The sequence below is a fragment of the Gordonia jacobaea genome (assembly GCF_001186365.1).
In the GTDB taxonomy this organism is placed as follows: Bacteria; Actinomycetota; Actinomycetes; order Mycobacteriales; family Mycobacteriaceae; genus Gordonia; species Gordonia jacobaea.
The window spans coordinates 16,661-42,460 of sequence record NZ_LDTZ01000018.1 but is presented as its reverse complement, the minus strand read 5'-3'; the positions used below and the strand labels follow the sequence as shown (position 1 = coordinate 42,460).

At 67.2% G+C, this 25,800-nt stretch carries 27 protein-coding genes; 13 read left to right on the top strand and 14 right to left on the bottom strand.

The features are described 5' to 3' along the window. Positions 1-220: 220 nt before the first annotated feature. From ABW18_RS13580 to ABW18_RS13555, 6 genes are all read right to left on the bottom strand, one after another. On the bottom strand, positions 221-1,717 hold the full coding sequence (locus ABW18_RS13580) for a condensation domain-containing protein (RefSeq protein ID WP_049699529.1): 1,497 nt from the start codon (positions 1,715-1,717) through the stop codon (positions 221-223). Beyond that, positions 1,714-2,145 carry a SufE family protein gene (locus ABW18_RS13575; protein ID WP_049699528.1) on the bottom strand — a complete coding sequence of 144 codons (432 nt, stop codon included), beginning with the start codon at positions 2,143-2,145 and terminating at the stop codon, positions 1,714-1,716. Before ABW18_RS13575 ends, ABW18_RS13580 begins: the two co-directional genes overlap by 4 nt. A 9-nt stretch (positions 2,146-2,154) precedes the next feature. Continuing rightward, positions 2,155-3,045, bottom strand: coding sequence for a sulfurtransferase (locus ABW18_RS13570; protein ID WP_049699787.1), 891 nt, complete (start codon positions 3,043-3,045; stop codon positions 2,155-2,157). A 174-nt stretch (positions 3,046-3,219) separates the two neighbouring features. Then, positions 3,220-3,930, bottom strand: coding sequence for a Maf family protein (locus ABW18_RS13565; protein WP_083444405.1), 711 nt, complete (start codon positions 3,928-3,930; stop codon positions 3,220-3,222). 13 nt (positions 3,931-3,943) lie between these two features. Next, entirely contained in the window at positions 3,944-4,189 is a 246-nt protein-coding gene (locus ABW18_RS13560; RefSeq protein WP_049699527.1) for an acyl-CoA carboxylase subunit epsilon, read from the bottom strand. Further along, positions 4,186-5,814: an acyl-CoA carboxylase subunit beta gene (locus ABW18_RS13555; RefSeq protein WP_049699526.1), complete on the bottom strand. Its 1,629-nt coding sequence runs from the start codon at positions 5,812-5,814 to the stop codon at positions 4,186-4,188. The genes ABW18_RS13560 and ABW18_RS13555 overlap by 4 nt, the downstream gene beginning before the upstream one ends. Before the next feature lie 130 nt (positions 5,815-5,944). Between ABW18_RS13555 and ABW18_RS13550 the strand changes: the two genes are divergently transcribed. Continuing rightward, positions 5,945-6,790: a biotin--[acetyl-CoA-carboxylase] ligase gene (locus ABW18_RS13550; protein WP_414652023.1), complete on the top strand. Its 846-nt coding sequence runs from the start codon at positions 5,945-5,947 to the stop codon at positions 6,788-6,790. 29 nt (positions 6,791-6,819) lie between these two features. On the opposite strand, the gene ABW18_RS13545 is transcribed toward ABW18_RS13550, so the two are convergent. Beyond that, positions 6,820-7,500: a DUF6069 family protein gene (locus ABW18_RS13545; protein WP_049699525.1), complete on the bottom strand. Its 681-nt coding sequence runs from the start codon at positions 7,498-7,500 to the stop codon at positions 6,820-6,822. A gap of 108 nt (positions 7,501-7,608) precedes the next feature. Here ABW18_RS13545 and ABW18_RS13540 point away from each other — a divergent pair, with 108 nt between their 5' ends. From ABW18_RS13540 to purE, 5 genes are all read left to right on the top strand, one after another. Next, entirely contained in the window at positions 7,609-8,208 is a 600-nt protein-coding gene (locus ABW18_RS13540; protein WP_049699784.1) for a PH domain-containing protein, read from the top strand. Then, positions 8,205-8,879, top strand: coding sequence for a response regulator transcription factor (locus ABW18_RS13535; RefSeq protein ID WP_049699524.1), 675 nt, complete (start codon positions 8,205-8,207; stop codon positions 8,877-8,879). The genes ABW18_RS13540 and ABW18_RS13535 overlap by 4 nt, the downstream gene beginning before the upstream one ends. Positions 8,880-8,893: 14 nt before the next feature. Continuing rightward, positions 8,894-10,231, top strand: a complete 1,338-nt coding sequence (locus ABW18_RS13530; protein WP_049699523.1) for a sensor histidine kinase — start codon at positions 8,894-8,896, stop codon at positions 10,229-10,231. A 179-nt stretch (positions 10,232-10,410) separates the two neighbouring features. Continuing rightward, a complete protein-coding gene (locus tag ABW18_RS13525) occupies positions 10,411-11,592 on the top strand; it encodes a 5-(carboxyamino)imidazole ribonucleotide synthase (protein WP_049699783.1) in 1,182 nt (393 codons plus the stop codon). 203 nt (positions 11,593-11,795) lie between these two features. Continuing rightward, on the top strand, positions 11,796-12,320 hold the full coding sequence (purE, locus tag ABW18_RS13520; protein ID WP_268760676.1) for a 5-(carboxyamino)imidazole ribonucleotide mutase: 525 nt from the start codon (positions 11,796-11,798) through the stop codon (positions 12,318-12,320). Positions 12,321-12,365: 45 nt separating this feature from the next. On the opposite strand, the gene ABW18_RS13515 is transcribed toward purE, so the two are convergent. The 5 genes from ABW18_RS13515 to ABW18_RS22465 form a co-directional block, all read right to left on the bottom strand. Next, positions 12,366-13,220, bottom strand: coding sequence for a dienelactone hydrolase family protein (locus tag ABW18_RS13515; protein WP_049699522.1), 855 nt, complete (start codon positions 13,218-13,220; stop codon positions 12,366-12,368). Then, entirely contained in the window at positions 13,217-13,639 is a 423-nt protein-coding gene (locus ABW18_RS13510) for a PNPOx family protein (RefSeq protein ID WP_049699521.1), read from the bottom strand. Before ABW18_RS13510 ends, ABW18_RS13515 begins: the two co-directional genes overlap by 4 nt. A gap of 75 nt (positions 13,640-13,714) precedes the next feature. Continuing rightward, positions 13,715-14,425 carry a TIGR03089 family protein gene (locus ABW18_RS13505; protein WP_049699520.1) on the bottom strand — a complete coding sequence of 237 codons (711 nt, stop codon included), beginning with the start codon at positions 14,423-14,425 and terminating at the stop codon, positions 13,715-13,717. Continuing rightward, positions 14,425-16,161: an LCP family protein gene (locus ABW18_RS13500; RefSeq protein ID WP_235434382.1), complete on the bottom strand. Its 1,737-nt coding sequence runs from the start codon at positions 16,159-16,161 to the stop codon at positions 14,425-14,427. The genes ABW18_RS13505 and ABW18_RS13500 overlap by 1 nt, the downstream gene beginning before the upstream one ends. Then, the gene (locus ABW18_RS22465; protein WP_083444404.1) at positions 16,158-16,505 is read right to left on the bottom strand and encodes a hypothetical protein; all 348 of its coding nucleotides are present in this window, start codon (positions 16,503-16,505) and stop codon (positions 16,158-16,160) included. Before ABW18_RS22465 ends, ABW18_RS13500 begins: the two co-directional genes overlap by 4 nt. A 193-nt stretch (positions 16,506-16,698) precedes the next feature. Here ABW18_RS22465 and rfbD point away from each other — a divergent pair, with 193 nt between their 5' ends. The 3 genes from rfbD to manB all read left to right on the top strand — a co-directional run bounded on the left by rfbD (position 16,699) and on the right by manB (position 19,805). Continuing rightward, complete coding sequence (gene rfbD / locus ABW18_RS13495; RefSeq protein WP_083444403.1) at positions 16,699-17,688, top strand: dTDP-4-dehydrorhamnose reductase; 990 nt, start codon at positions 16,699-16,701, stop codon at positions 17,686-17,688. A gap of 81 nt (positions 17,689-17,769) precedes the next feature. Then, positions 17,770-18,675, top strand: coding sequence for a glycosyltransferase family 2 protein (locus ABW18_RS13490; RefSeq protein WP_200903266.1), 906 nt, complete (start codon positions 17,770-17,772; stop codon positions 18,673-18,675). Between the two features lie 59 nt (positions 18,676-18,734). Next, complete coding sequence (manB, locus tag ABW18_RS13485) at positions 18,735-19,805, top strand: mannose-1-phosphate guanylyltransferase (RefSeq protein ID WP_231894289.1); 1,071 nt, start codon at positions 18,735-18,737, stop codon at positions 19,803-19,805. Positions 19,806-19,811: 6 nt separating this feature from the next. Here manB and ABW18_RS13480 read toward each other — a convergent pair whose 3' ends face one another. Next, complete coding sequence (locus ABW18_RS13480; protein WP_049699516.1) at positions 19,812-20,468, bottom strand: O-methyltransferase; 657 nt, start codon at positions 20,466-20,468, stop codon at positions 19,812-19,814. A gap of 357 nt (positions 20,469-20,825) precedes the next feature. Between ABW18_RS13480 and sigE the strand changes: the two genes are divergently transcribed. From sigE to tatB, 4 genes are all read left to right on the top strand, one after another. After that, positions 20,826-21,464, top strand: a complete 639-nt coding sequence (gene sigE / locus ABW18_RS13475) for an RNA polymerase sigma factor SigE (RefSeq protein WP_049699515.1) — start codon at positions 20,826-20,828, stop codon at positions 21,462-21,464. A gap of 152 nt (positions 21,465-21,616) precedes the next feature. Continuing rightward, positions 21,617-22,411, top strand: coding sequence for a hypothetical protein (locus tag ABW18_RS23500; RefSeq protein ID WP_414652022.1), 795 nt, complete (start codon positions 21,617-21,619; stop codon positions 22,409-22,411). A 17-nt stretch (positions 22,412-22,428) separates the two neighbouring features. Beyond that, entirely contained in the window at positions 22,429-24,012 is a 1,584-nt protein-coding gene (locus ABW18_RS13465; RefSeq protein WP_049699514.1) for a trypsin-like peptidase domain-containing protein, read from the top strand. 84 nt (positions 24,013-24,096) lie between these two features. After that, a complete protein-coding gene (gene tatB, locus ABW18_RS13460) occupies positions 24,097-24,582 on the top strand; it encodes a Sec-independent protein translocase protein TatB (RefSeq protein ID WP_049699513.1) in 486 nt (161 codons plus the stop codon). A gap of 42 nt (positions 24,583-24,624) precedes the next feature. On the opposite strand, the gene ABW18_RS13455 is transcribed toward tatB, so the two are convergent. After that, positions 24,625-25,770: an Mrp/NBP35 family ATP-binding protein gene (locus ABW18_RS13455; RefSeq protein WP_049699512.1), complete on the bottom strand. Its 1,146-nt coding sequence runs from the start codon at positions 25,768-25,770 to the stop codon at positions 24,625-24,627. Between the last annotated feature and the right edge of the window lie 30 nt (positions 25,771-25,800).

Genomic DNA, 25,800 nt, shown 5'->3' with positions numbered 1-25,800 from the left:
ACGGGGTACTGCCGCCGGTATGCGACGTCCCCCTCGTCTCGCCACTCGTTTGTTGTTCGTGCGGCTTCGTCGTACCGGTGTCACGCCTGTGCGGTGTTGTCACGTGGACTGTGCACTCACCTGGAGGGTGTCACCTGGGCGACGTCAACCACTCGAGTCTATCGGGTGGGTTCCGCGGTTTACCCTAGCCCACCGAGCAATCGTTCGGTTGCGCTCGGGGTCACACTGTGGGACTGAATGTGCTTGCGTCACCGACGGACCGGACGAATGCGGCGAAATCGTGCAGGTAGGCGTGCACCGGTCCCTCGTTGGGGATGATCTCACCGGGTGGCGTTCCGGCGCGTGCTTCTGGGTCGGCGACCAGAGTGGGGCCGACGACGTCGCCGGCAGGGCTCTCCTGGGGAAATCGTGCCGAGAAACGCATGCCCGACGGTGTGCGGTTGATCCAGATGAAGACCTCGTTGCGGGCGTAACTGTGGCTTCTGATCACCGTGGCGCGACCGCTGTCCGCCTCGGCGGCCCCCGGAGCGTAGCGAGTGTCGATGAACGAGATGACGAACTGCGGTTCACCTCGGTAGCCGATGAGGTCGGCGACGCGCAGGAAGGGTAGCGATGCTCCCTGACGTGCGCGTTTGAGTTCGTCGGTTGCGCGGGCCACCGCTTGGTCGAAGGTGGGCGAATCCGACATGTCGAGGCAGAACGGGGCGACGGCGACGAACCACCCGAGTGCGGTGAGCCATCGCTGCTCGTTTCGTGTGTGCCGCGGCAGGACGCAGCGGAACTCTCGATCGTCGGTGCGGCGGTGATGGACGATCGCGAACGCGGCGAGGATCCCTGCGGTGAGAGTGCCGCCCGCCTCGGAACACACCGCGGTGAAGCGGTTGGCGGCCTCGTCGTCGACGATGACACCCGACAGCGACTCCTGCGGGACATCGACAGCGGGATCGGGCGGCTCGGCGACGGCGGTGTTCGCTCCCGGGACCTGGAACGGCGGCATGTCGCCCGCGCCCGCCTTCAGAAACGACGTCCAGGTGGACACGCTGGGGTGATCGGCTCCGGCCTGGTCGGCGAGTCGTCGCTCCTGAGCGCTGAAGTCGACGTAGCTGCCGACCTCCGGCAGCGCCGCGTCGGTGCGGTCGCGCGCGGCTCGGTAGAGGGTGATCAGCTCGTGCTGGGCCATGATCAGCGAGTAGCCGTCGACCAACGAGTGGTCGGCGGCGAACAGCAGCGTGAACGACGATTCGCGGCCAACCGTCGCGAACATGTAGGCGGGCCACTGCATCGGTGCGGTCGCGCGGTCGAAGGCGCCCGCGATCTGTTCGAGTAGCGGACCGGACTCGGTGTACCAGCCGATCCGGCCCATCTTCAGCTGAACGGTTCCCTCCGGCGTGCTCAACCGGTGTAGACCGTCGGCCTTGATGATGACGTGGCTGCGCAGCACCTCGTGGCGATCGATCCACTGCGACAACGCTGCACGGATTGCCGGAATCGACAGCGGCTCGTCGAAGTTGATCGACAGGCCGAGCCACGACTCGCGACCGCCCTCCTTGCGGGTGCGCACGCGATAGTCGAATGCGTCGCGCAGATGCTGCTCGTGGTTGTGGGAGGTCAGCCGTGTGTCGTCGAGCCAACCCCCGAGGCCGCCGGGAACCGACGGAACCCACTCGACGAGGCCACCCGGTTCGATCGGCTCCTCGAGGATCTGGATGAACTTCACTGACGACCGGTCTGACTGCGCACCTGGTTCTTCACCCGGCCGAGCATCCCGGCCATACCGCGAAGGCGCAGCGGACTGACCGCGGCGTCGAGTCCGAGGTCGTGGTAGAAGTCGGCAGGCACTGCGAGGATCGCGTCGGCGGATTCGCCGTCGAGGCCCTGGGCGAGGATCGACGCGAAACCGCGCGTCGTCGGGGCCTCGGGTGGGGCGCTGAAATAGAGCCTCACGGCGTCGGCGTCGGCCGCGTCGACCGACAGGAACACCGGAGATTGGCACTCCGGTACCGGTTCCATCGCCTCGGTCGCGAGGTCGTCGGGGAGCGCGGGGAGTTCGCCCGCGAACTCGAGGAGGAGTGTCACCTTGTCCGAATCGCCAAGCGCGGCAAAGTCGTCGACGATCTCGGCGAGGGATGCGGGGAGTGTGCCCATCGGGGTGTCCTATGCGGGTGCGTCGCCGGGCTCTTCGCCGACCGCGATGGGGACGCGCACAGCGTTGCCCCACTCGGTCCACGACCCGTCATAGTTGCGCACGTGTGTGAACCCGAGTAGATGGGTCAGCACGAACCAGGTGTGGCTCGACCGTTCGCCGATGCGGCAGTACGCGATGGTCGGGGTTTCGGGGTCGAGGTCGCCATAGATCTCGTCGAGTTCGGCGCGTGAGCGGAAGCGACTGTCGGCGCGTGCCGCCTTTGCCCACGGGATCGAGATCGCCGTCGGGATGTGGCCACCGCGCAGCGCGCCCTCTTCGGGGTAGTCGGGCATGTGGGTGCGCTCACCGGTGTACTCCTGCGGCGAACGCACGTCGACCAGCGGCTCGGTACCGAGCGAGGCGCGTACGTCCGACTCGAAGGCGCGGATCAACGAATCGTCGCGCTCGACGACGGGGTAGTCGGAGCGCGGGTACTCGGGTACGTCGAAGGAGGTGTCGCGATCCTCCGACATCCATGCGTCGCGGCCGCCGTCGAGCAGGCGAACGTCCTCGTGCCCGAACAACGTGAAGACCCACAGTGCGTATGCGGCCCACCAGTTGCTCTTGTCGCCGTAGATGACGATGGTGTCGTCGCGCTCGATTCCCTTGCTGCGCATCAACTCTGCGAACTGCTCGCCGTCGATGTAGTCGCGCACCACGTGATCGTTCAGGTGCAGGTGCCAGTCGACCTTCTGTGCGGTCGGGATGTGACCGATGTCGTAGAGCAGGACGTCTTCGTCGGACTCGATGATCTTGAGACCCTTGGCCCCCAGGTGCGCGGATAGCCACTGCGTGGTGACCAGACGCTCTGGGTGCGCGTAACCGGCGAATGCCGGGTTCGGATCGGTTTCCACAGTCACGGTGAGATTCTCCAGCTCGGATCGGGCCACGGCGCAGGCGGCGCAGGACGGCGAAATTCAGCCTAGTCGACATCGATGCGCCCGCACGGTTGGGCGGGCGCGGTTCACCGGTTGTTCTGTGACCACCTAGACACGTCGGGGTGGTCGTGTCGGGTATTACCTTTGCCGCGGGTCTTACGCAGTCGAGGTGGGGGACCACAGGGACGTGACGGGGATGTCCAAGCGGCGCAAGAGGTGTCGAACGGTCGGGAGTCCGATGCCGATCACCGACGACGGATCGCCCTCGATGCCCGCGATGAACCACCCACCACGACCGTCGAGCGTGAACGCACCAGCGACCTCGAGCGGTTCGCCCGTCGACACATAAGCCTCGATCTCGTCGTCGTCGACGGAGGCGAACCGGACCACCGTCGACGCGGACTCCGCCGAACGCCCCACCACGTCGAGTCCGCGGATGTGTGCCACGCAGTGGCCCGTCAGGAGCTGGGCTTCGTCGCCGCGCACTCGCTTCCACTGCTCGATCGCCACCTGCGCCGAGTGTGGTTTACCCGTCAGCGTGCCTCGATACAGGAGCATCGAATCGCAGGTGAGCACGACGAGGTCGGGGAGGGTCTGCGCGTCGGAGGATGCGGCGTGGTCGACGCGTTCGTTCAACAGGGTTGCGATCACCGAGTCGGCCTTCGCCTGCGCGAGGCGCGTCACGGCGTCGCCCGGATTCTCGGCCGCCATGGTTCCGAGGAGGTGGTCCTCGTCGACGTCGGCTACGACGACTCTCGGGTCGAGACCCGCATTACGCAGCACCGTCAGGCGCGCGGGCGACGCCGAGCCGAGGATCACCTCGTAGCGTCGATCGGCCCCTGTCACGTCGGACTCCCCGCTGGACACGTCGGCCTACCCGTCAGAAACGCAGGAACGACGACGCCGAACCCCACACGGGACGGAGGCGGTCGATCGGGCGGCCCCAGTCGTTGCGCGGCTCCGTGCTTTCCGGTTCCGGAGCGCCACCGCCACCGGTGGCGAGCAATGCCACCAGAACCGCGACGTCCTCGTCGGTCGGATTGCCCTTCACCACACGCAACACGGGGCGGGCCGACTGCTGTCCGGCGTCCGCGTCGGCGGGCGTGTTGTCGTCAGGTGAGCTCACAGCGGAATGTTCCCATGCTTCTTGGGCGGTACGTTGACGACCTTGCGCTCGAGGAGCTTGAGCGCGGTCGCGATCTGGCCGCGCGTGTGGCTCGGCGGGATGACCGCGTCGACGTAGCCGCGCTCTGCGGCGACGTAGGGGTTGACCAGCGTGTCCTCGTACTCTTCCTGCAGTTGGAGGCGCAGTGCGTCGACATCCTCGCCGTTGGCCGCGGCCTCCTTGAGTCGCGCGCGATAAACGAATCCGACGGCTCCGGACGCGCCCATCACGGCGATCTGGGCGGTCGGCCACGCGAGGTTGACGTCGGCGCCCATGTGCTTGGAACCCATGACGTCATACGCGCCGCCATAGGCCTTGCGGGTGATGACGGTGATCTTGCCGACGGTCGCCTCGCCGTAGGCGTACAGCAGCTTGGCCCCGCGGCGGATGATGCCGTTGTATTCCTGGTCGGTGCCGGGCAGGAATCCCGGAACGTCGACGAGGGTCACGATCGGGACGTTGAACGCGTCGCAGGTGCGCACGAAACGCGCTGCCTTCTCCGATGCGTTGATGTCGAGGCAGCCGGCGAACTGGGTCGGCTGGTTGGCGACGATGCCGACGCTGCGTCCGTCGACCCGGCCGAATCCGACGAGGATGTTGGTCGCGTAATCGGCCTGAACCTCGAGGAACTCGTCGTCGTCGAGGATGCGTCGGATGACCTCGTGCATGTCGTAGGGCTGGTTCGGTGAGTCGGGGATGAGCGTGTCGAGCTCGAGGTCCTCGTCGGTGAGGGTGTCCTCGATCGAACCGGCGGCGGGCTCGTCGACGGGCAGCCGCGGCGGATCGGCACGGTTATTGCTCGGCAGGTACGCGAGCAGGTCGCGGACGTAGTCGAGTGCGTCCTCCTCGTCGGAGCCCACGTAGTGGGCGACACCCGACTTGGTCATGTGGGTGTTGGCGCCGCCGAGCGCCTCCATCGTCACGTCCTCGCCGGTGACGGTCTTGATGACGTCGGGACCGGTGATGAACATCTGGCTCTGCTGGTCGACCATCACGACGAAGTCGGTGAGGGCCGGGGAGTAGACATGGCCACCCGCGGCAGGGCCCATGATCAGCGAGATCTGGGGGATCACGCCGGAAGCGCGCACATTGCGGTAGAAGATGTCGGCGTAGAGACCGAGGGAGACCACGCCCTCCTGGATTCGGGCGCCCGCGCCCTCGTTGATGCCGATGAGTGGGCGGCCGGTCTTGATCGCGAGGTCCATGACCTTGACGATCTTCTCGCCGTAGACCTCGCCGAGGCTGCCGCCGAAGACGGTCACGTCCTGGCTGAACACACAGACCTCGCGGCCGTCGACCGTGCCGTAGCCGGTCACGACACCGTCGCCGACAGGTCGACGCTCTGCGAGGCCGAAATTGGTGCTGCGGTGACGTGCGAGTGCGTCGAGTTCGACGAACGACCCCTCGTCGAGGAGGTGGGTGATGCGCTCGCGAGCCGTGAGTCTGCCCTTGGCGTGGATCTTCTCGATCGCGGCCTCGCCGACGGGATGCAACGTTTCGTCGAGGCGCTCGCGCAGGTCGGCGAGTTTGCCCGCGGTGGTGTGGATGTCTGGAGCAGCGTCGGGCTGCTGCGGCGCAGAGGTCATAACAGCCGATGCTATCGAGCGCTCGGTAGCCCGCGTCAACCACCCCAATATGAGAACGCCTCACCTTTCTCGTGATCGGTGACACGTCGAGGTGGCCGAGTGAGCCACGACGACGCAGGCCGGGTGACTAATGTCGGTAGTCGTGAGCGACGAGCAGACATCACCGAATCCCCGATCACCTCTCGACGCCGACGCGCTGCGAGCGGCCATCGTCGAGCGCTTCGGTTCGCCCGGCAGCGGTGTGGGATCGACGATCGAGGTCGTCGAGTCGACCGGGTCGACCAACGCAGACCTCGCTGCGCGTGCGGTAGAGCCGGGGATCGTCGGAACGGTGCGCATCACCACCGACCAGACATCGGGACGCGGCAGGCACGCACGGGTGTGGTCGGCTCCCGCGGGAGGACAGGTGGCCATCTCGGTGGCGCTCGACGCGGGCGATCAGACCGAGCAACTGGGCTGGTTGTCGTTGGCGACCGGGGTGGCCGCGGCGTCGGCCATCGAGGCGGCGACCGGCGTACGTCCCACACTCAAATGGCCGAACGACGTCCTCGTCGACGGAAAGAAGGTGGCGGGCATCCTCGCCGAGTACATCCCCGCGCCGACGGGCGGCGTGGTGATCGTCGGGATCGGCATCAACACCGGTATGACCGCCGACGAGCTTCCGGTGCCGACGGCCACCAGCTTGCAGGTGGAAAGCGGAGCCCCGGTCGACGTCGCCGCACTGGTCGCGGAGTACTTGCGGGCACTGGCCGACGCGCCGTGGCCCGACGACGTCGCCGAGGTGGCGCGACGCTATCGGGATCGCTGCGACACACTCGGGCGTCGCGTCCGGCTCTCGTTGCCGGGGGAGCGCACCGTCGAAGGGGTCGCCGACGATGTCGACGAGCAGGGCCGGATCGTGGTGCGCACGGACGACGGCCAGAGTTTCACCGCCGCGGCGGGAGACGTGCTGCACCTGCGTCCCGCGCAGGACTGACCTCGACGCGCTTGGCGCCTGTCCGGGGTTCAGCGTTGAATGCTCTTCTCGCCCATGGCGGGGATCAGCGACAGAACCGGCAGGCCGATGACGAGATGGACCACCGCCGTACCGATCCCGGTGGATATCTGCGCTGACAGCACAAGCGGGATGATCACCGCGGCGGCAATCAGCAGGCCGACGATCCAGCGGTAGAACTGGTTGGGCGAAGGTGTCGTCAGGTAGAGGACGTACCAGAGGGCGCCACCCGCGAGTGCGCACAAGAATCCGGTGATCGCGAACCAGTATTCGTCCTGGGCGAGTGGATTCCAGACGCCCAGGTTGCCTGCCTCGTTGACGCGTTGGGCGATGGCCCGGATGATCCACGCCACCAGCCAGGCGGCGAGACCCGTCACGACGCCCGTCATCACGACGCCGCCTGCGTAGAGACCCGCGTTGATGCTCGGCCGTTGACGCTGCTTGCGCTGCTTGCCGTACGACGCCGAGCCGGCGTATCTCGGGTCGGACTGGGCTGCGTTGTACTGGGCGGGGTTGTCGCGGGGGTCCCGATACTGCTGGTCCCCGTACTGTCCGTCGCCGTACTGCTGCTGGTATCGATCGGTCGGCTGGCTGTAGGCACGCGACTGCGGCGAGTAGCCGGCCTCGTAGCGCGCCGTTCCCTGGTCCCTCGGGTCTTGATCCCTGGGGTCGCGGGGGTCGCGGTAGCTCATGATTCTCCTGACCTGTTGCGCGTCGTGTGCACGCAGTCTACCGAGCGGGGGACAGGCGCCGGGTCGGGTTGACCGACCGCCCGTTCATCTGCGGATATGCTGAGATTCATGTCGTTTCCCAGGGACAACCTCGCGAGTGGTGAGCGCGTCGTGGTGCATCACCACCCGCATTGGAAGTGCCTGATCGGCCCGTTTTCGGTCTTCGTCGTGTGCACCGGGCTCGCAGGCCTCGCGGCGGGCGCGATCGCGGCGTCGACCATCAATTCGACGCTCGCGCTGATTCTCAACATCGTTGTCGCCGTGGGCTGGGGCGCTGCGGCCGCCTGGTTCTTCGTCCGTCCGCTCATCGCATGGAAATCGACTCACTTCGTGCTCACCGACCGTCGCGTGATCTTCCGCAGGGGAGTGCTCACCCGTTCGGGCATCGACATTCCGATCCGACGAATCAACACCGTCGAATTCCGCCACGGCCTCCTCGACCGCATGATGCGTACCGGCACCCTGATCATCGAGTCCGCGTCCGACGAACCGCTGCTGTTCGACGACGTGCCGCAGGTCGAGCGGGTGCATTCGCTGCTCTACCACGAGGTGCTCGACGAACGCGACGACGGCTTCGACGACCGCTATGACTCGGCCGACCGAGACGAGGGCCGGGGACACGACGGCGACTCCGCGTACTCTCGCCGCGTGGAGGTCGACAGGCGATGACAGACGTATTGCTGGCAGAAGACGACGCGGCGATTGCCGAACCCCTGGCGCGTGCGCTCGCCCGTGAGGGCTACGGATGCGACGTCGTCGGGACGGGATCGGCAGCACTCGAGCAGGCTCGCGATCAACGCTACGAGTTGCTCATCCTCGACCTCGGGCTTCCCGAGATCGACGGACTGGAGGTGTGTCGGCGCGTGCGCGTCGAACGTCCGGAACTCGCGGTGCTGATGCTGACCGCGCGCACCGACGAGGTCGACTTCGTCGTCGGACTCGACGCCGGCGCCGACGACTACGTGGGCAAACCCTTCCGGTTGGCCGAACTGCTCGCGCGGGTGCGCGCACTACTGAGGCGACGGCAGACGGTCGACGTCGTCCTCACCGGCGGCGACATCCAACTCGACGCGCGGGGGCGGCGGGTCCTCGTCAACGGCGACGATCTCGTGCTGGCGAACCGCGAGTTCGACCTGCTGCGCTTCCTCATGGAGCGGGCCGGCGAGGTGGTGTCGCGCGACGAGATCCTGACCGAGGTGTGGGGGTCTGCGGACCTGCGCTCGTCGAAGACACTCGACATGCACATCTCGTGGTTGCGTCGAAAGATCGGCGACGACCGCCACGATCGACCGCGGCACATCGTCACGGTGCGCGGCGTCGGCTTTCGGTTCGACGCCTAGGGAGAGACTTTCCAGTGCGCCGTCGAATTCTCTACACGATGATCGCCATGCTCATGGCGGTCGGCGGACTATTGGGAATCCCACTCAGCGTCATCGCATGGTGGTGGGTCGCCGACAGTGCGCACCAGTTGATGGATTCGCGGCTGAAGACGATCTCCGATCAGATCATCCGTCAGGCGGAGATGGGCGAGCATCTCAACAATGCGGTCATCGATTCCGAGTCGATCCGACTCATGCTTCCCGAGGACGGCAGGCTCACCCTGCGCTATCAGGACGTCAACGGCAAACCGGCCTCCACGTCGATCGGTGCCGACATCACCGATGCGACGATGTCTGATTCGATCGGCCTTGGTGCCGCGGGCACGTTGATCCTCGAGATCCCGATGGACACCGTCCGTAACGACCAACTCGCCGCCGTCGGCATCGTCTGCCTCGTGGTCGCGGGATCGATGGCTGCGGGCACCGTCACAGCCGCGGTGACGGCCGGGCGCATCGCCGACCCTCTCATCGATCTCGCCGACCGTTCGGAGGCGATGGCTCGCGGCGACTTCCGGTCGCGATGGAAGACCTATGGCATCGACGAACTCGACCGCGTCTCGCGTGCGCTGGGCGACGCGAACGCCGAGATCGCGTTGCGGCTCGAGCGTGAGGGCGAGATCGTCGGCGACGTCTCGCATCAGATTCGATCGCGCCTCACCGCCATCCAACTGCGACTCGACGAACTCTCGCTCCACGACGATCCGGCGGTCGTGAGTGAGGCCGAAGCCGCACTCGGACAGGTCGATCGGCTCGCCGCGGAACTCGACGAACTCGTAGCGGCATCACGGGACGAGCCCGCGCAGCCGGGCAGTGTCGACGTGTCGTCGCTGATCATGACGCTTGTCAGTGACTTCGACTCGGCCTTCACCGCTGAAGGGCGCACCTTGAGTGTGTCGTTCTCCGGTGACGCTGTCGCGCGTAGCGCCGGTCCGGGTCGGCTGCGTGAGGCGGTCAGCGTGCTCGTCGACAACGCGCTGCAGCACGGCAGCGGCGAGTGTCGGATCTCCGTCAGCGACCTCAAGGGCGACATGCTGCGTATCACCGTGGCCGACGAGGGAACCGGCGTCGCCGACGACGTGGCCACCGACATCTTCCGTCGGGGATTCTCTGGTGGCGCGGGCAACGGTGTCGGGCTCTCCCTCGCCCGTGCACTCGTCGAGGCCGACGGCGGACGCCTCGAACTCACGTCGCGGAGGCCGCCGGTGTTCGCGATTGTCGTGCCCGCGGCGACCGACCGTGACGACGACGCTCCGAAGGACGCGAATGCGGCGACGCGGGTGGGATCGCGACGTGACCGTGTTCCTCATCGGTGACGTGGGCAGGTTTCGCTGACCACGCATCGACGACCATGCCACTAAGCGGCGGCAACGCCGACCGTGCCACGATGTATCGCGTGACTGCCCGAGATTCAGATACCGGCGCAAACGCCGCGGCGCCGCCTGACGCGGCCGCCCGCGCGATTCCCGAACGCGACGTCTTGCCGACCGTGACGATGATCGGTGGTGGTCAGCTCGCCAGGATGACCCACCAGGCCTCGATCGCCCTCGGCGAGTGTCTACGCGTGCTCGCCGCGAGTGCGACTGATCCCGCTGCCCAGGTCAGCGCCGACGTCGTGATCGGTTCGCACGATGACCTCGACGACCTACGACGCGCCGCCGCCGGTGCGGTGGCGCTCACGTTCGATCACGAGGGTGTGCCCCTCGAGCACCTGCGTGCACTGGAGGCCGAGGGCGTCGCCGTGCGGCCACCGTCGGCCGCGCTGGTGTTCGCGCAGGACAAGCGAGCAATGCGGGTGAAGCTGAGCGAACTCGGCCTGCCGGTACCGGATTTCGCCGATCTCGCGGGCGACCTCGGGCTGGCTCGCGGTCGGCTCGTCGAATTCGGTGAACGGCACGGATGGAACATCGTGTTGAAGGCGGTTCGCGGCGGGTACGACGGACGTGGCGTGTGGATCGTCGACAACGGACCCGACGCTCTCGCGGTGTTCGATGAGCAGTTCAATGCCGGCGTCGACCTCATCGCCGAGGAAAAGGTGCAGATGCGCCGCGAACTGTCGGCGATGATCGCTCGTTCGCCGTTCGGCCAGGGGGGCGCGTGGCCGGTGGTCGAGACCGTGCAGCGTCGGGGACAGTGCGCTGTGGTCATCGCGCCCGCACCGGAACTGAGTGCCGAGACCGCCGAACGTGCACAGGAGATGTCTCTGCGGCTGGCGTCGGAGCTCGGCGTCGTCGGCGTGATGGCGATGGAACTGTTCGAGACCACCGACGGCGAGCTACTGGTCAACGAGCTCGCGATGAGACCGCACAACAGCGGTCACTGGACGATGGACGGTGCGGTGACCTCGCAGTTCGAACAGCACCTCCGGGCTGTTCTCGACTACCCGCTCGGCGACACCGCCCCGCGCGCCGAGGTGACCGTGATGGCCAACATCCTCGGTGCTGCGCAGGCGCCGGAGATGTCGATGGACGAGCGCACGCACCATTTGATGGCGCGCATGCCCGACGCGCGAATTCATCTGTACGGAAAGGGAGAACGCCCCGATCGGAAGATCGGGCATGTCAACATCGTGGGGAAGCCGGGAGAAGACGTCGCAGCCGTCCGCGAGCGTGCAGAACGCGCGGCGCACTGGATGTCCGACGCCGAGTGGACGGACGGTTGGGACCCGCATTCATGAACGACGAGACGACAGGCGACCTGGTGGACGACGAGACAGACACGACCGAGGCTGCAACAACCGAGGCCGGGACAACCGAGCCCGGGACAACCGAGACCGATACGACGGAGGTCGGGACTACCGAGGCGGGCACCGCTTTTGAAGCCGGCACCGCTTTTGAAGCCGGCACCGGTAGTGAAGCCGGCACCGCTTTTGAACCCGAGGTGGCGTCGCCGCCGATCCGTAGCCGGGCCCGCGTCGGACTGATCATGGGCAGCGACTCCGACTGGCCGACGATGGAGGCCGCGGCCGAAGCGCTCGCGGAGTTCGACGTCCCGTTCGAGGTCGGTGTCGTGTCGGCGCATCGCACCCCGCAGCGCATGCTCGACTACGCGAAGTCGGCTGCGGGCGAGGGCATCGAGGTCATCATCGCGGGCGCGGGAGGCGCGGCACATCTCCCGGGCATGGTCGCCGCCGCCACCCCGCTGCCGGTTATCGGTGTGCCGGTACCGCTGCGCTACCTCGACGGCATGGACTCCCTGCTGTCCATCGTGCAGATGCCCGCCGGAGTGCCGGTGGCAACCGTGTCGGTGGGTGGCGCGCGCAACGCAGGGCTGCTCGCCGTACGCATCCTCGGTTCATCCGACCCGGTGTTGCGGGCCCGGATGGAGTCCTTCCAGCGCGGACTCGAACAACTCGTGCTCGACAAGGACGCAGCCCTGCGTCAGCGGTTGCTCGGCGGCGACTGAGCAGCTGGGCTGACGAACTACTGATCAGCGGCCACTGATCGTCCGCTACTGATCGCCCGTGACCGGCTTGGTGATCCCGAGTCGCTGGGCGAAGAAGTCGAGCACGGCTACCAGGGCGTCGTGTGTCGGTTCGCCCGGCACGACGATGAGATCGTTGGTGAGCGCGGAATGCGGTGTCGGCAACGGTGATTCGGGATTGGCCGCCGAATCGGGCAGCTCGATCGCGAGGAACGCGTCGCCGAGGACTTCGCGCAAGAACTGGAAGCGCGACGGTGGCGACATCCGATCACCCTCGAATCGCACGCCCATGACGTCGAGTCCGCGCGCGCACCGCCCGACGACCGTTGCGAGGTCGTCGTCGGAGATGTCGAGGGATCGTGCACGACGAGGGCTGACCGCGAACGGCAGCGACGGTTGAGCCAGGACCGGTGCGAGGATGCGATCGTCGGTGGCCATCGCCAGGGCGAAGCCACCGGTGAAGCACATGCCGATCGCGCCGACACCCGGACCGCCGCAGCGCTGGTGTTCCTCGGCGGCCAGTGCCCGCATCCATTCGACGGCAGGTGAGGTCCTGCCCGTCGCCAAAATCGTGAAATCCCTGCTGATACAGGCGCGCCCCATCGTGCCGAGCATGTTCGTCGCGGCCCCGACAACCCCGAGACTCGACGGCGACGGGTCCTGGCCGTCGACGCCGTAGATCGACGGCATGACCGCGGTTGCTCCGATAGCCGCGACGCGTCTGGCGAAGTCGGCGACGGCGGGACTGATGCCTGGCATCTCGGCGATGACGATCACGGCGGGCCCCTCGCCGATGCTGTAGACGCGGCGAGGGGTGCCGTGGTGGGTTGCGATCCGTACGTCGAAGTCGGAGAGCGGGTCGTCGGCGGCGTGTCGGGTCACCGCGACGTGCCTGACGGTTTCGCCTCGCGGCCATCAGGAGCGACGAGGGTGCCCTGGAGTGCCCACTCGAACGCGCGGCCTGCGAGACCGGCGACGAGCGGAAGGTCGGGTGAGTCGGCGGGAATGATGGTGGGCCGGATCAGCTTGTACTGCTTGCCTTTTCGAGTGATTCCGGCCGAGCCCGCGGCGAGTGTGTTGCGTACCCAGTCGGTGTCGCGCCCGTAGGTCAGGATGATGTAGATCTTCTTCTCGTCACCCGTCTCGTTGACCCACGCGAGCACCGGGATCGAGTAGATCCGCCCACTCTTGCGTCCGACGTGATGGACCATCGCCCACGGCGCCAGATAGGGCGCCCAGCGTCGTTGCAGCGGATTGGTGATCTTCTTGTTGGCGCGGGCCAACCAGGCGGGTAACTGCATACGGCCCACTCTGCCGTATGAGGCGCCCGCCGTGAACCACTCCGGAACAAGTGTTCACCTCGACGGGTGGCGTCGTCAGTCGAGAACGACGTCGGCGCGCTCGGACGCCGCACGCGCCGCGAGGTCGGTATCGGGGGTCGGGGAGACCCACACGAGACTGGCGCCGACGCTCAACGGCGCGATGAGACTACTCAGAATGCCTGCACCCGTGCGCCATTCACGTGTCGACAGCACCCGGCTGGGTGCGGAGACCCCCTCGGCGGACGCTTGAGTCGATGCGGTGTCGAGGACGTCGCTCGCGGGGGTGCCGTCGAGCGCAGGACCCGAATATCGAGGCGGCGAGTACTGATCGCCGTGCACGCGGACCGCCGACGCATAGTCGGTGACCCCCGGTGGAAGGTCGGCGACGCCGAGTGCGAACGGATCGAGCGAGGCGACGACGAGTTCTTCGGCGTCGGGGTGCTCGTCGATTCCTCCAGCGCTGGTGAACGCGACCCGCGGGGCGTCGACCTCGGTGGTGACATGCACATGCGCCCCGGCCCACCACGCGCCCAACAGGATCGCGGCGCTCTGCCAGTGTTCGGGCAGGTCGACGACGACGTCGTCGCCGGGTGCGAGACCGAGTTCGACGACGAGATAGTTGGCAGTCTTCGCCGCCCAGTTGCCCAGCGTCGCCCCCGACAGCTCGGTGCGTTCGCCGGTGTGATCGTCGTAGTAGGTGAGCAGAGGTCGAGCCCAGTCGTCGATGCGTGCGAGCAGGGAGGTGGTCAGCGTGTCGTCGGCCATCAGTTCACACACACCGGTCCGTCGGTGCCCGCCGTGATCGGTGGGGCATTGTTGCCCACCCGTTGGCTGGCAGGCGTGTTGTCGGTCTGTGCTCCGACGTCGTTGATCGATCCCGGACCGGCAAAGGTGTTGGTGAGCACCAACTTCAGGTGATGCTCGTCGAGGTCCGGCTGCGCCTCGACACGTACCGCACGCAAATCCTTCGCGAGCAACTGCGCCCCCGGGTTGTCGGCGCTGTGTGCGTAGATCACCGAGTCCTTGATGTCGGCTGGGGTGCTGCTGGTCTTGCCTGCCTGGAATCCCTTGTTGGTCAGGATGTTCGAGACATTGCTCGCCAGTCCGTCGATGGTGCCCGCGTTGTCGACGTCGACGGTGTAGTCGCCGCGTCGTGACTGCGACTTGGACGCGCCGTCGTTGAGCAGATTACTGGTGAAGGTGTGCACGGCGTTGGGGTCGACCGTCACGACGCTCTGCTGTCCGTCTTCGCTCCACCCCTGTTCGTCGAGCACGGGAATCGTCGCGAACTTGACGCGCCCGCCGCTGAGATCCTTGAGTTGCTCGGCGAATTGCACGACGTTCCAGTCGTCGTCGATCACTACCGAACGCGATACGGCGTCCTCGAGTTCGTTCAGCTTCGACGGATCGGTGAGGGTGTGCGCCGACAGGATCTTCTGCGTCAGCGACGCCATGTAGACCTGCTGGCGCGTGATGCGGTCGAGATCGCCGCGGGGCAGCTCGTGGCGTTGCCGGACGAAGCTCAATGCCTGTGGGCCGTTGAGGGTTTGGCGTCCGGCTTTGAATCGTGCTCCCGAAAGTGGTTCGTTCACAGCGTCTTTGAGGCATACCTCGACGCCGCCGACCGCCTTGGTCAACAGGGCGAACCCGAGCAGGCCGACCTCGGCGTAGTGGTCGACCTTGACGCCGGTGAGGTCGGCAACCGTGTCGATGAGTGCCTTGCGGCCGGCGAGTGTGCCCTCGCGCTCGGCATCCTCTTCCGGCTTGCCCGCTTCGACCGCGCGCTTGCGCGCGCCTTCGCGGGTGGTGCCGTACGCGGCGTTGATCTTCGACAACCCGATACCGGGAACCGACACGTACGAGTCGCGTGGAATCGAGATAGCCGTGGCCGACGATCCGTCGTTGGGAATGCGAATGAGCAGGATGGTGTCGGTGTTGGTGGAGATGTCGTCACCTGCGCGAAGCCACTTGAGCTCCTCGGACGAGAGCGGGTTGCCCTTGGCGTCGGTGCGCGAATCAGTGCCGACCAGCAGGATGTCGGTGGCGCCGTCGTCGCCCCCGCCGAGGTCGAGGCCGCCGAGCTGAGTGATCTTCGACGTCAGTCCGTTGACGCTGCTCCACGCGTATCCGGTGCAGACGAGCACAGCGACCGAGACCAGCGCGATCAGTCCGCGGCCCCAGGCTTTGCGTCCGAATCCGCCGACCGCCGCGAGCGCGCCGCGGGCAGGCGGGGGTGGATTCTGGCCCTGGTCGTCGTGGCCCTGCGGCTTCTGCTCCCGTGTGCTCGCGCTCGTGGTGGCCGCAGCACCCTTGGTGTGGATCTCTCCGGAGCGACGCTGGCGCGGACGACGAGTGACGCCGGGCTTCGCGGGCGCGCCGGTGTCGTCGGGCGACTGGGAGGCCGGGCGTTGGCGGGCGTCGGGCCGATTTCGTCGAGGCGGTTGCGGTGTGCGTGGGCGTTGACCGTCGGGACCCGGGCGGCGAGGCGCGTCGGGGTTCACCCGCCGCTCTGTTCGCTGACGTTCTTGCTGGCCGGTGCGTCCCTGCTTGCCTGGGTGTCGTCGTCGCGGATTTCCGGTGCCCTCTCGCCGGTCCGGTGTCGCCCCTTCGGGGCGGGGCCGTGTGGGCCGGGGGGCGCGTTGCTCGTCGTGCGCGTCCTGGGCTGGGCGTCGGGGATGGGCCGCCCGGGACTCGTCGTGCGCGTCCGAGGTTGGGCGTCGAGGGCCGCTTGGCCGCCGACGCGCGCCTTCGGGTCGTGACTCCACGAGTGGTCAGGTCCTTTGCGATCGTCGAATCCGGCGTTCGGCTCCTCGGGGGATCGCGTCCCGTTCCCCGCGGGACGCATGTGAATGCCGTTATTCAAGAGGTTGACGTTGCTGAAGTTGTTGTACTGACGTCAGGCTACTGAAGTGGCGCGCAATATCGCGGTTGCAACGCCGACGCGATCTCGTCGCCCGTCACCCTGCCGACGTGACGATCAACACCTCGTGTGTCGGGTCACGTGCGCGTGACCACGATTCGTGCGGCACGATGAGGCCATGCACAGGGGCGACGACGTCGATACGGAACCATCGAACAGCGATATCGCAGCGAAGGAATGCACGGTGTGGATCGTGGGGGCAGGCGGCCAGCTCGGCACAGCGCTGCTCGATTCCGAGCACAAGCCCAGCCACGTTCGCGCCCTGACTTCGCGCGACGTCGACATCTCCGACGCCGAGTCGGTCGCCCGGGCATTCGCCGACCTCGCAGCGGGAGACGTCGTGGTCAACTGCGCGGCCTACACCAACGTCGACGCCGCGGAGTCCGATCGCGAGCGGGCCGCGGCGGTCAATGCGAGCGGGCCGGCGAATCTGGCGACGCAGACAGCCCGAGGCGGCGCGTGGTTGATCCACATCTCCACCGACTACGTCTTCGGCGGAGCTGCCGCGGGCAGCCCACGCGAAGGTGAGGCCCGGCCCGCGCCGCGGACCACGCCATATGAAGCGACGATGGTCGAGGACGACCTCGCTCCCGAAACCGTCTACGGCGCAACGAAACTCGAGGGCGAGCGTGCCGCGCGGGCCGCCGATCCGACCGCCACCATCGTCCGAACCGCCTGGGTGTACACGGGAGGTCGCGAAAGCCCCGACTTCGTCGGCACGATGCGCCGCCTCGAGGCGTCCCGCGACACGATCACCGTCGTCGACGACCAGACCGGCTCACCGACCTATGCGCGAGACCTGGCCGACGGAGTGTGGGAGTTGGCATCACGTGTCGGCGACGACGCCGTGACCGGGGCCGTCCTGCACGCCACCAACTCGGGCGCAGCGACGTGGTTCGACGTCGCGCAGGCCGTCTTCGAGGGGGTGGGTGCCGATCCGTCCCGGGTATCGCCCGTGACGACGGACGAGTTCCCCCGACCCGCGCCGCGGCCCGCCTATTCGGTCCTCGACGCGTCGGCGTGGGCCGACGCAGGGCTGACCCCGCTGCGGGGCTGGCGGGATGCGCTGGGTGCGGCGATCGCGGAACCCGACGTTCGGAACGAATGAGGTATCGCCGATCCCCACGGACGCGTGACATACGCGGGAGGGACGTCGGGGATCCGGTCGGTGGTTGGTTACCCTGACCGGGTGACTTCTGCCATCGGTGTCGTGACGGTGACCTATTGGTCCGGCGGCCACGTGGAGACCTTCTTGAAGAGTCTCGACCACGCGACCTCAGCTGTACCGCGCGTCATCATTGCCGACAACGGCTCCGGCGACGGCGCACCCGAGGCCGCGGCACGCGACCACGACAACGTCACGCTGGTGCACACCGGCGGCAACATCGGCTACGGCGGAGGCATCAACAGGGCGGTCGCCGAGCTCGGCACCGACGTCGATTTCATCGTGATCGCCAACCCGGACGTCGAGTGGTCGCCCGGTGCGATCGACGAATTGGTCGCGGCCGCCGCGCGCTGGCCGCGGGCAGGGGCTTTGGGGCCCCTGATCTACGAACCGGACGGTTCGGTCTACCCGTCGGCACGCAGTGTCCCGAGCCTGGTGTCGGGAACGGGGCACGCACTGCTGGGGACCGTGTGGAAGTCGAACCCGTGGACTGCGGCCTACCGCGCCGACGACGTCGCCCCCAGCGAGCGACCCGTCGGCTGGCTGTCGGGATCATGCCTGCTGGTGCGCCGCGAGGCCTTCGAGGCGATCGGCGGCTTCGACGAGCGGTACTTCATGTACATGGAGGACGTCGACCTCGGAGACCGACTCGGCAAAGCCGGATGGCTCAACCTCTACGTGCCGGGCGCCGAGGTCACTCACACGAAGGGCCACAGCGCAGGTCGTGACCCCGGCGCGATGCTGCCGGCGCACCACCGCAGCGCGTACATGTTCCAGGCTGACCGCAATCCGGGACTGCTGCGCGCACCGCTGCGCCTCGCGCTGAGGCTCGGCCTCGCGCTTCGTTCGCGCCTGGCGGTCCGCGCTGCGGGGCGCGACATGATCGTTGATGATGATGGTTCGACCCACTCGAGAGGACACGACCAGTGACCGGATTTACCGTTCCGAGCACGGCCACCTCGACGTCGGCGCCCAGCGCTGACGTCGACATGTCGAAGACCCAGGCGGTGATCCTCGTCGGTGGTAAGGGCACACGGTTGCGCCCGCTGACGTTGTCGGCGCCCAAGCCGATGCTGCCCGTTGCCGGGTTGCCCTTCCTCACACATATGTTGTCGCGAATCCGCGCAGCAGGGATCACCGACGTCGTGCTCAGCACGTCCTTCAAGGCGAGTGTGTTCTCGGAGTACTACGGCGATGGCTCGAAGCTCGATCTGAACCTTCGCTACGTGACCGAGGACGAGCCGCTGGGCACCGGCGGCGGTATCCGCAACGTGCTCGATCTGCTCACCGCCGAGGACATCGTGGTGTTCAACGGCGATGTGCTCAGCGGAACCGACATCAGCCAGGTCGTCGCGACACATCAGCGCACCGAGGCCGACGTCACGCTGCATCTCGTGCGCGTCGGTGATCCGCGTGCGTACGGCTCCGTGCCCACCGATGACAACGGCAGGGTCACGGCGTTCCTGGAGAAGACCCAGGACCCGCCAACCGATCAGATCAACGCGGGCACCTACGTGTTCCGTCGCGGGGTCATCGAGCAGATCCCGGCGGGCCGTGAGGTGTCGGTGGAGCGCGAGGTGTTCCCGAGCCTGCTCGCCGACGGCAAGCGCGTCCAGGCCTACGTCGACAACACCTACTGGCGTGACATGGGCACGCCGGAGGATTTCGTGCGTGGCTCGGCCGACCTCGTGCGCGGTATCGCGCCCTCGCCTGCCCTCGGTGACCGTCACGGCGAATCGCTGGTCCACGAGGGTGCGGGCGTTGCTCCCGGTGCCGTCCTCGTCGGCGGAACCGTCGTGGGTCGCGGCTGTGAGGTCGGCCCACGTGCTCGACTCGACGGCGCGGTGTTGTTCGACGGCTCGGTCGTCGAAGCGGGTGCCGTCGTGGAGCGCAGCATCGTCGGAAAGGGTGCGCGTATCGGCCCGCGTGCGCTCATCCGCGACACCGTCATCGGCGACGGCGCAGAGGTCGGCGCACGGTGTGAACTGCTGCGCGGCGCGCGCGTATGGCCGGGTGTTCAACTACCCGACGGCGGCGTGCGCTTCTCCACCGACGTCTGAGCGCGCTCAGCGGGCTTTCGCCGCTGCGAGTACTCCACCCCCGAGGGGAACCACCACGGGCAGCAACTGATCGTCGTCGGCGATGCGCAGCGCGGCGGACCGTGCCGCGCTCGTCACCGGGTCCGTGCGTGTCGGGTCGCCGACCGCCCCCGACGCTGTGGCGTTGTGCACCACGACCACGCCGCCCGGGCGCAGCATCCGGACGGCCTCGTCGACGAACGTCGGGAGGTCTATCAGCGGACCGTCGATGAACACGAGGTCGTAGGAGCCGTCGGACAGTCGCGGCAATACCTCTCGCGGCGTGCCGTTGATCAGCCGGGTCCTGCCGGGCGGGATGTCGGCGCCTGCGAACGACGCGCGTGCGGCGCGGTGGTGTTCGGGTTCGGGGTCGATGGTGGTGAGGACCCCGTCGCCCGACATTCCGTTGAGAAGCCAGAGGCCACTCACCCCGGTGCCGGTGCCGATCTCGGCAATGGCGTGTGCGTCGCACGAGCGGGCGAGCAACGCCAGCAGTGCACCCACTGCCGGGCTGACTGGTTCGGTCCCCAATTCGTCTGCGCGTGCCCTCGCGGCGGCCAGCGCATCGTCTTCGACGATCGCCGATTCGGCGTAGTCGATCAGGGCCGCGGCCGCGGCATCGGTACCGGTGGGTGCATCGGTCATTCCATGAGATTAGGCCGGACACGGCCCGCCATGTCAGTGGCACGCCCGATTCGGGTGTTGACGGAGGTCGACGAGTCGTAAACCCGACCCATCCGAATCGTCGCGGGCTCCGACGTACTTCAGTGAAGACGTGCTCTGCAGTGCAGACATGCTCGGCAAAGCGTCCTCAGCGAAGACTTACTCAGTGAAACCTCAGCCGCCTCACACTGCGACCACACCGCGATGGGAGAGGGTGAGACAACAGCACGGGCGCGGTGGTCGGAATAGCCGTCGATGCGCAGGTGTTCAAGATAGCGAATTCGTGTCGAATCGGACTCGAGCCGCTCGACAGCAAAAGAAGGGAACCGGCCACCCGCGATGACTGATCCCCAGGCATCCACCACCGCAGAGTTGAACACGGCGGTCGAGACGATCGACGTCATCCCCTCGGGGACGGCGGGCTTCGACGCAACCGGCGATGAGTTCTTGATGCCGACGTGGGACGAGCTGGTCCGTGAGCACGCTGACCGCGTCTACCGGCTCGCCTACCGTCTCTCCGGCAATCAGCACGACGCCGAGGATCTGACGCAGGAGACCTTCATCAGGGTGTTCCGCTCGCTGTCGAATTATCGGCCGGGAACGTTCGAGGGGTGGCTGCACCGCATCACCACCAATCTGTTCCTCGACATGGTCCGTCGTCGCAACAAGATCCGCATGGAGGCCCTGCCAGAGGAGTACGACCGTGTTCCCGGCGACACTCCCGATCCTCAGCAGATCTACGCCGACGCCAATCTCGACCCCGACCTCCAGGCTGCGCTCGACTCGCTGACCCCCGATTTCCGCGCCGCAGTCGTCCTCTGCGACATCGAGGGACTTTCCTACGAGGAGATCGCCGCGACGCTGGGCGTCAAGCTCGGCACGGTGCGTAGTCGTATCCACCGCGGACGGCAGACGATCCGGGATTACCTCGCAGCTCGCGGCCACGACAATCGGCGTTCGGTAGCCGTCGGAAACTGACGTTTTCACCCGATTCGGGAACCCCGGGCACCGTCGTGCCGTTTGGGATTCGGATAGGCTGTGTTGCCGGCACGGGCACGCAGCGCCCTCCGCGTCACGGACCCGACCGGTTCGCTCGCGGAGACCGACCTGTGAAGAGGGGTGAACCACACATGATGGACGGCCGACGGGATCGACGAGATTCCGCAGCGGACGCCGACAAACGAGCTCACGTCGACAACAGCCCGCCCGGTAGTGGCGCGCTCGCCGACGGTCCGCCCGCTGAGGGAGCATCGCATGTCGACACCGCAGGGCACGCCGATGGTGTGGCTGCATCGCCCGATCTACGGGGCCGTAGGCGTTCTCCGTGGAACCCCGCCACGTGGTCACCCGCGACGTCCTCGTTCGCGCCCAACCCCGCTTTCCGACGTCCCCGCCCGCGTCGATTCGCTTCGACCGAGCATCTCGCGTCCGAGGCCGTCGCAGCATTCGTCGACGGTGAGCTCGGCATGACCGCACATGTGCGGGCCACGCACCACCTCGCGCTGTGCCGTGAATGTATGGATGCCGTCGACGCTCAACTCGACGCCCGCACGCGGCTGCGCGACTCCGGGACGGTGGCGATGCCCGCTGACCTGCTCGGTCAGTTGAGCCAGATTCCCACGCGCGAGATCGACATGACCGGTGTGCGCGACCGTCGCGAACAGGGTCGTTCTGACGGCCCGGTTGGTCCGAATCCCTCTCGTCGCGACGCCTTTCACTCCAGTCCGTTTCCGGACGGACGGTTCCACGGACCTTTTGCCACGCCCGGACCGCTCGCTGCGTCGGGCTTGCCGCCGGTGAACACACAGACCGACTACGGGCACACCGACTTCGGGCACGAGGCATCGCGTCCCGCCACTGCGCCAACCGACGCGGTCCGCGGTGAGCCCGACCGTGGGCGCCGCAACCGCTGGCGCGGACGCTGAGCACCGGAAACGAACGCGTGGGAGCAGACGACATCGACGAGACCGACGCCGGCGGATCTGACGGCGGTCAGTGCCGTTCGCAGCCGGACGATTCACCCTTCAGCCGTGAGAACGCCGCTGCAACGGGAGGTGCGACACCTCCTGCCGAGACGCCACCCGGCGACGGCGCTTCCCGCGGCCAGCAGCGACACGTCCCGGTGTCGCCGGCTACCGCTCAGGTGTTCGGCCGCCCCGCAGGCGTGCGTGGTTCGTTCGCGAGCACTCCGTCGTCGTCGAGGCCCGCTCCGCAGATCGCGCCACCCGACGCGGTGCTCGCCGAGGCATTCGGCAGGCCGGAGGGTTCCGACGAGACACTCCAGCGCGATCCACTCGCCGCGTACGGCGTCCCGACCGACGAGCCCGCGCCCCCGGACCCGTGGCGCGACCCGGAGAGCATCGCCTCCCTCGACGCGCCTGCGCTCGTCGACGAGTCTGCGATAGACCCGACGGTCGCCGGTCCGAAGCTGGGCGTCAAGGATCTGCTCTTCGGTAAGAGGGTGACGTGGTATGCCCTGGCCACCCTCGCCGTCCTGGCATTGCTGATCGGGTTGGTCGGCGGATTGATCGGCCGCTACACCGCAGAGGTCGCGTCACCGCTGAACAGCAACACGGTGAAACTCTCGACGGGCGACGGCGGAGATGGCGGGGGAGAACCGAAATCGGCCGTCGCGCGCGTCGCCAAGGCCGTCGAGAAATCGGTGGTGTCGGTCGATGTGCGGACAGCGAGCGCCTACGGCACCGGTTCGGGTTTCGTGATCGACGCAGACGGTTACATCCTCACCAACAACCACGTGATCTCGATGGCGGCGAACGACCGCAGCGCCAAGCTCGAGGTCGTCTTCTCCGATCGCAACCGAGTGCCCGCCCGCATCGTCGGCCGCGACATCCACACCGACCTCGCTGTGCTCAAGGTCGACAACGTGGCGAACCTGACGGTTGCGAAGATCGGCAACTCCGACGATCTGCAGATCGGTGAAGAGGTCATCGCATTCGGTTCGCCGCTGGGCCTCGACCGCACTGTCACCAGCGGGATCGTCAGCGCGACGCACCGCGCGGTCCCGCTGCCACCCGACGCCGAGTCGGACACCGATGCCGTGATCGACGCGATCCAGACCGATGCGGCGATCAACCCCGGCAACTCGGGTGGTCCGCTCGTCGACGAGTCGGCGGCGGTGGTCGGGATCAACACGGCAATCGCCTCCGGTGCCGGCGGCTCGATAGGTCTCGGCTTCGCCATTCCCATCAGCCAGGCCATCCCCATCGCCCAGTCACTGATCCGCGACGGCAAAGTCAACCATCCGCAGATCGGCGTGAGCGCAAGCTCTGTCCGCAATGACCGAGTACTCGGCGCGGGCGTGCGCAACGTCGTCGCCGACGGGCCGGCGGCACAGGCGGGCGTCAGGGAGAACGACGTCATCACCTCCTTCAACGGCCGCAGCATCGAAAGCGCCGACGAATTGACGGTTGCGGTGCGCACGACGAAGATCGGTGAGCGGGTGCCGTTCACCTACTGGCGGGACGGTCGAACATTCAACGGTTCGATCACCACAGCCAGCGACTAGCGCGGGTTCGGCCACCCAGCGACTGGCGTAGATCGGTTGGCCAGCGATTAGCGTCGTAGATCGGTTTCAGAGTAGGGAAGTGTCATGTTCAGCAGCATCGGTTGGGGTGAGATCCTCGTGCTGCTCGTCGCTGCGCTGGTCATTCTCGGCCCGGAGCGGCTCCCCGGGGCCGTGTCGTGGAGCATGCAGTCGCTGCGCAAGGCGCGCGAGTACGCGACGGGTGCCACCGATCAGTTGAAAAACGACTTCGGCCCCGAATTCGACGAGCTGCGTAAGCCGCTCTCGCAACTGAACGAGCTACGCGGACTCACCCCACAGTCGATGATCACCAAGCATCTCTTCGACGGCGACTCGTCGATCTTCACCAGCGGACCGTCGTCGAACACCGTCGAGCGTGACTCACAGACCCCGCCGATCAAGCCGGTCTCCGCGCCCGTGCCGATGACCAAGGAGGGTCAGCGCGCGAGTTCGAATACGAGTGCGTCGACATCAGAGCAGAGGACATCAGAGCAGAGGACATCAGAGCAGAGTTCGCGTCGGCACGATGTGGCCGACTGGGACGCCACCTGACTGTCCACCCCGGCTGACCGTCGGGCCTGGAGGACAGACGTGTCAGCCGTGACGCGTTGTGTCGATGCCGAGGCTCATGCCCGCGAGGCCACGTCGACGAACCGCGAGCTTGTCGGCGATCGCGCGTAGCGCACGCCCAGATGCTGAGTCGGGAGCCGAGAGCACAACGGGCTCACCGGAATCGCCGCCCTCGCGCAGCGCGGTCTCCAGCGGCACCTGGCCGAGCAAGTCGACGCTCGACCCGACGGCCCGGGTCAACCGCTCGGCGACCTTCTCGCCGCCTCCGGAGCCGAACGGCTCCATGCGCGTACCGTCGGGCAGTTCGAGCCACGACATGTTCTCGACGACGCCGAGGATCTTCTGCCTTGTCTGCAGCGCGATCGCACCCGCGCGTTCGGCGACCTCGGCAGCGGCCTGCTGCGGGGTGGTCACCACGAGGATCTCCGCGCCCGGGATGAGCTGTGCGATCGAGATGGCGACGTCGCCGGTCCCCGGTGGCAGGTCGAGGAGGAGCACGTCGAGATCTCCCCAGTAGACGTCGGCGAGGAACTGCTGAAGCGCGCGGTGCAGCATCGGTCCGCGCCAGGTGACCGGGGTATTGCCGTCGGTGAATTGCCCGATCGAGATGAACCTCACGTCGTGGCTGATCGGCGGCATGATCATCTTCTCGACCTGCGTCGGCTTGGCGTCGCTGCCGAGCATGCGCGGCACAGAATGGCCGTAGATGTCTGCGTCGAGTACGCCAACGGACAGTCCGCGTTGCGCGAGGGCCGTCGCCAGATTCACCGTCACCGACGACTTTCCGACGCCGCCCTTGCCGGACGCGACGGCATACACCCTGGTCAGCGAACCGGGTTGCGCGAACGGAATGACCGGCTCTGCCTTGTCGCCGCGGAGCTTCTTGCGTAGCTCGGTGCGCTGTTCGTCGTCCATCACGTCGAGATCGACGCGGATCGTGCCGACGCCGGGGACGTCGGCTACGGCCTTCTCCACCCGGCCCGAGATCTCGGTGCGCATCGGACAACCCGACGTCGTGAGGTAGATGGTGACATCGACGCTCGAGTCGTCGTTGATCTGCACCGACTTGAGCATTCCCAGGTCGGTGATCGGCTTGCCGATCTCGGGATCGTTGACCTTGCTCAGCGCGGAGCGGATCGCGGATTCGGTTGGCTGGACTCCGGTAGTCATCTCCGCTAGCTTAGCGCCGCGATCAGCGCA